4 protein-coding genes are annotated in these 5204 nt (G+C 70.4%); 1 reads left to right on the top strand and 3 read right to left on the bottom strand.

Annotated features, from left to right (window positions below; translation table 11 throughout):
- Positions 1 to 1130 (top strand): DUF1615 family protein (locus FL311_RS40955; protein WP_141333054.1); only part of this gene is annotated, 1130 nt, incomplete at its 5' end.
- 57 nt (positions 1131 to 1187) lie between these two features.
- On the opposite strand, the gene FL311_RS40960 is transcribed toward FL311_RS40955, so the two are convergent.
- The 3 genes from FL311_RS40960 to FL311_RS40970 form a co-directional block, all read right to left on the bottom strand.
- Entirely contained in the window at positions 1188 to 2852 is a 1665-nt protein-coding gene (locus FL311_RS40960; RefSeq protein ID WP_141333055.1) for a fibronectin type III domain-containing protein, read from the bottom strand.
- 240 nt (positions 2853 to 3092) lie between these two features.
- The gene (locus FL311_RS40965) at positions 3093 to 4565 is read right to left on the bottom strand and encodes a pitrilysin family protein (RefSeq protein WP_141333056.1); all 1473 of its coding nucleotides are present in this window, start codon (positions 4563 to 4565) and stop codon (positions 3093 to 3095) included.
- Positions 4562 to 5204, bottom strand: a 643-nt coding sequence (locus FL311_RS40970) for a pitrilysin family protein (protein WP_141333057.1), incomplete at its 5' end; no start/stop codon positions are given. The genes FL311_RS40965 and FL311_RS40970, both read right to left, overlap by 4 nt.

The raw sequence follows: 5204 nt of genomic DNA on the forward strand, positions 1-5204 counted from the left end.
CCGTCCCGCCCCCTCCCAGGCTCTCCGTCCAGCAGGTCACCCGCCTCATCCCCACGCACGTGAAGGAGAAGGAGGGCTGGGCCCGCGACGTGCTCGCCGCCCTGGAGGCGGAGGACGTGCCGCCTTCTCCCGTCGCGGTGTGCTCCGTGCTCGCCATCATCGAGCAGGAGTCCGGCTACAAGGCGGACCCCGCCGTGCCGAACCTCTCGCGCATGGTGCGCGCGAAGCTGGAGGAGCACGCGGACACGCTGGGCCCGCTCGGTCACAAAGCCCTGGCCTCCGTGCTCTCCGGCAAGGCGTCCGGCCAGAAGCGCACGTTCGACGAGCGGCTGCGCGCCGTGCAGACCGAGCGCGACCTGGACCGGCTCTTCCGGGACATGCTCGCGTACTACGAAGCGGGGTACCCCACCACTTACGCCACGATGAACCTGGCCAGCGCCCTGTTCTCCTCGCGGCGACTGGAGGACCTGAACCCCGTCACCACCGCGGGCTCCATGCAGGTGAGCGTCCGCTACGCGGTGGAGAAGGCGGGCGAGGACGCGGACCCGGTGAAGGTGCGCGACGCGCTGTACACCCGCGGAGGCGGCGTGCGCTACGGCACCGCGAGACTGCTCGGCTTCGAGGCCGCCTACCCCCAGCCCCTCTTCCGCTTCGCGGACTACAACGCCGGGGTCTACGCCTCGCGCAACGCCGCGCTCCAGGCCCAGGTCAGCCAGCTGACCGGCGTGCCGCTGGTGCTCGACGGAGACCTCCAGCTCTACGACAAGAACGGCGAGCCCAAGAGCCAGGACAGCAAGTCGCTGACCGCGCTGCTCACCTTCCGTCGCACGCTCGCCCCGGACCTCAGCGAGCGCCAGGTCCGCCGCGACGTGAAGAAGGAGAAGGAGGAGTCCTTCGAGTCCACGGAGACCTTCCGCGCGGTGAAGCGCGTCTTCGCGAACCAGACGGGCCAGTCCCCCGTCTACGCGCAGCTGCCGCAGGTGACGCTCCAGAGCCCGAAGCTGAAGGGCGAGCGCACCACGGCCTGGTTCGCCCGCTCCGTCGACGCGCGCTTCCAGAAGTGCCAGGGCCGCTACCGTGATTCGACGAAGCCGCCACCTCGCGCCCGGGACATCCAGCGCGCGAAGTGATTCATCCACCGGGAGCCCCGGCTCCAGAGGGCTCCCGGCGTGCTCACGCGCCGAGCATCACGGCGTGGTGAAGTACGAGCTCGTGGCGGTGAAGGAGCGATACGGCAGGCGATCCAACGTCCTGAAGGGGAAGGACTGGATGTCGACGTTCGGGCTGTCGATGGCGCTCACCGTGGCGACGTAGCTGGTCGCGGGCTCCAGGACATCCGGAGGCAGGCGGACCTGGGTGACGGAGCCGGGCATGTAGAGCACCCGCCAGGTGAGCGCGAAGCCGAAGTCCGGGTCGAACCGCTGGATGCTGACGCGATAGGCGCTGGGCGTGCCGACCAGCGGCGGTGTCCACGCGAGCACCGGGCTGACGGTCCCCACCCTGCGTGGGATTGTGGCGGACACGCCATCAATGGTGAAGGCGAGCGGAGGCGACAGCTTGGGCACCAGGGGTCCGGCGATGAGGTTGTCGACCGCGTCCCACTCCGTGTAGCTCCCGTTGATGCTGCCCAGCCGACCCGAGCCATCCGGCATGCGCTCCTGGTTGCGGAACGAATAGCCCACCACGCCAATGACCCCCCAGTTCGACGGATAGGGATTGCCGAACCGCAGCCGCGCCGTGAGGTCATACGAGGTGCCGCGCGGCAGGCTCAGGGTGAGCAGCTCGCCGGTATAGCCAATCCACCCCTCCTGCAGTCCGTGAGGTCCGGGCACCAGGTCCAGCCGCGGTATCCCCGGCTGCGCATTGGGGTGGACCTGCGAGGCGAAGCGCGCGAAGTCGGGCAGCCGCCACTCGATGGGGAACTCCCGCATGCGCGTCGGCTGGAGCAGTCCGGTGAGGGGCATGGGCGTGAAGCCATCCGGCATGAAGTCGAAGGCCCCCACCTGCGTGGAGCGCTCCACGGCGGTGTAGCTCAGCGGCCGTCCGTCCGGGAGGACGCCCGCGCTGAACTCACTGAGCTGGTTGACGTAGAGCCGGTCTCCCTTGTCGGCCTCGAAGACCGGCAGGGTGCCCAGGGCCGAGTCCATCACGGCGTTGGGCGTGACGATGGACGTCGCGCCGTCGGGGATGAAGTCGAAGATGCTCGCGGTGGAGTACAGGTCCACCTGCGACGAGGTGAGCTGGAGGCTGGAGCCGGGCTGCGTGCCGCTCTCCCAGTTCTGCCACGGCGCCAGGTTCAGCAGGTTGACCTGGAGCGGCGAGGACGACACGTCCACGTATTGCGCGTCGGGGCGGCCCAAGCGGTTGCGGCCGACGTCCACGTACCTGGAGCTCGTGACGAGGAAGGTGGACCCCGTGCGCAGGTAGTACGGCCCCTGGCGGATGCCGGTGAACAGCCAGCCACCCTCCTGGTGCGGCGAGCCCTGATGGAACTCGAACGTGGAGCCGGTGGGCACGAGGATTTCGGGAGGATTGGCGGACAGGTCCTCGTCGCGCTGGGCGATGCCGACGGAGGTGTGGAAGCGGGCGGTGCTCTTCACCCACACCCCGCCCTCGGGAACGCCCGCGTCGGCGGAGGGCACGCCGCCATCCGTGGGCACGCCGCCATCCGGCCCGCAGCCCTCGGCGATGGGCTCCCCCATCCAGGTCCCATCCCCCGTCGAGTCCGTGTCCGTGTCCACGGAGGACAGCCCGGCGCCGAGTCCGTTCGACTCGGGCGCACCACTTCCACACCCCGCCAGCCACGCGACACACGTCGCGCCCAGCAGGAATGACCATCGCGGCGATTTCATGAGAGCCCCCTTCGGAAGAAAGCCCCGGCACGCTAGCCGAGGCCCTCCAGCCGTCCCAGAGGGGGCTCGTGATGAATCACATCCAGCAAGCATCCGTGCGAGGTTTGCGCAACCCAGGCTCATGAGGTGTTGCGGGCCATTTCCTCGCAAGGATGTCTGTCCATGGGCCGGACGCACCGCGCCCCCCGGCGCCGACGTGGTGTCGGCGGACCCGGAGGGCGCGATGGGACCGCCTGGGCTTCAGCGCTTGGCGGGCGCGGCCGCCGGGGCGAAGCGCTTGTCGGAGATCTTCATCTCCGTGACGGGGCCGTACTTGCGGGCCATCTCCCGGATGGCGGAGGCCTTGCCGATGAAGACGAAGGTCAGGTTCTCCGGCGCGGGCAGCGTGCGCTGGAGGACGGCGCCCACGGACTCGCGGGTGGCGGCGGACACGGCGGTGGCGAAGCCATCCACATCGCTCGCATCCAGGTTGTAGAAGGCCAGCTCCGCCAGCTTGTTGGCCACCTGGCCGCCCGTCTCCAGCCGGGGTGGGAACTGGCCCAGCACGTAGGACTTGGCGGACGCGAGCATGGCGTCATCCATGCCCGTCTTGCGGTAGCGGCTGTACACCTCCAGCGCCATGTCGATGGCCTTGTCCGTCTTCTCCGTCTGGGTGAAGGAGAAGATGGCGAAGGTGCCCGGGTGGGCGCTCGGGGAGAAGTAGGCGCGGGCGCCGTAGGTGAGGCCGGACTTCACGCGCAGCTCGGTGTTGAGCAGCGAGGTGAAGCGTCCGCCGAGCACCGTCTCCACCAGGTTGGCGGTAACGCGGTCCGCGTCGTTGCGCGCGATGCCCGTGTTGCCGATGGTGAAGTAGGTCTGCGTGGCGTCGGGCTTGTCGACGAGCAGGACGCGGCGGCCCTGGGAGACGGTGGTGGCGGGCACCTGGGGCGCGGGGCTCGCCGCCTTGGCCCAACCACCGAGCGCGGCCTCCAGCTTCGCCGCGAGCGCCTTGCTGTCGAAGTCACCGACGACGGAGAGGATGAGCCTGTCACCGCCGAGCTGGTTCTTGGCGTAGGCGAGCACGTCCTCGCGGCTGAGCGTGGGCAGCGAGGCCTCGGTGCCGCCCACGGGGGTGCCGTAGGGGTGGCCTGAGAACTGGTACGCCTCGAAGTAGGTGTTGATGAGGCCGCGCGGGTCACCGTCCTTGGCGGCGGTGATTTCGGAGGCCATGCGCTCGCGCGTCTTCTCCAGCTCGTCCTGGGCGAAGCGCGGGCGGGTGAGCAGGTCCGCGAGCAGCTCCACCATCAGCGCGCTGTCGCGGGACATGAACTGGCCGTTGACGACCAGGTTCTCCAGGTCGGCGCGGGTGTCGAGCATCGCGCCGACGCCGTCCACCGCCTCGGCGAACTGGCGGGCATCGCGGGCGCCGGCGCCCTTCTGGAGCAGCTCCGCGGTGAGGGCGGCCAGGCCCTCCTTGCCGGACGGGTCGGCGAGCGCTCCGCCGCGCAGCCACGCGCTGAAGGCGATGAGGGGCACCTCCTTGCGCTCGACGAGGAGCAGCTTCGCGCCGTTCTTGAGCGTGACGGTGGTGGGCTTGGGCAGCTTGACGCCCTGGGCGGCGGCGGGCGCGGCGGTGGGGGTGGGCTTGGACGGCGCGGCGCCCTGGGCGGCGGCGGTGCCCGAGGAGAGCAGGACGGCGGCGAGGACCGTCTTCCAGGTGAGGGGGGCGATCATCGCTTGGCGTCCTTGCGAGCGGCGGGGGTGGCGACTTCGGCGGCGTCGGTGGGGACGAGCCAGCCGACGGTGCGGCGCTGGGTGACGAAGATGCGGGCGGCGACCTTGCGGACGTCCTCGCGGGTGACGCGCTCGTAGCGGGCGGGGGCGTCGAAGACCTTGCGGTAGTCGCCGCGGAAGACCTCGGAGGCGCCGAGCGTGTATGCGCGGCCGCTGATGGTCTCCAGCGAGCGCCAGTGGTTGGCGAGGGTGATGTTGCGCGCCTTGCGCAACTCGGCCTCGGTGACGCCGTCCTTGGCAACGCGGGTGACTTCCTCGGTGAGGAGGGCCTCGGCGCGGGCGAGGTCGCCGCCGGCGGGCAGGTCCGCGGTGAGCCAGACGAGGCCGGGGTCGAAGCCGGGCGAGTACATGGTGCCGGCGCGGATGGCGACGCGCTCCTCCTCCACGAGGCGGCGGTGGAGCCGGGACGAGTCACCGTCGCCGAGGATGTTGAGCAGCAGGGTGAGGGCCTCGGCGTCCGCGTCGTTGCCGGCGATGCCGTGGTAGGCGAGCTGGAGCAGCGGCGACTGGGAGACCTTCTTCACGACGACGCGGCGCTCGCCTTGCTGTTCCGGCTCCTGGGTGCGGACGGGCTCGGGG

The organism is Myxococcus sp. AB025B (genome assembly GCF_006518215.1).
Lineage (GTDB): Bacteria > Myxococcota > Myxococcia > Myxococcales > Myxococcaceae > Myxococcus > Myxococcus fulvus.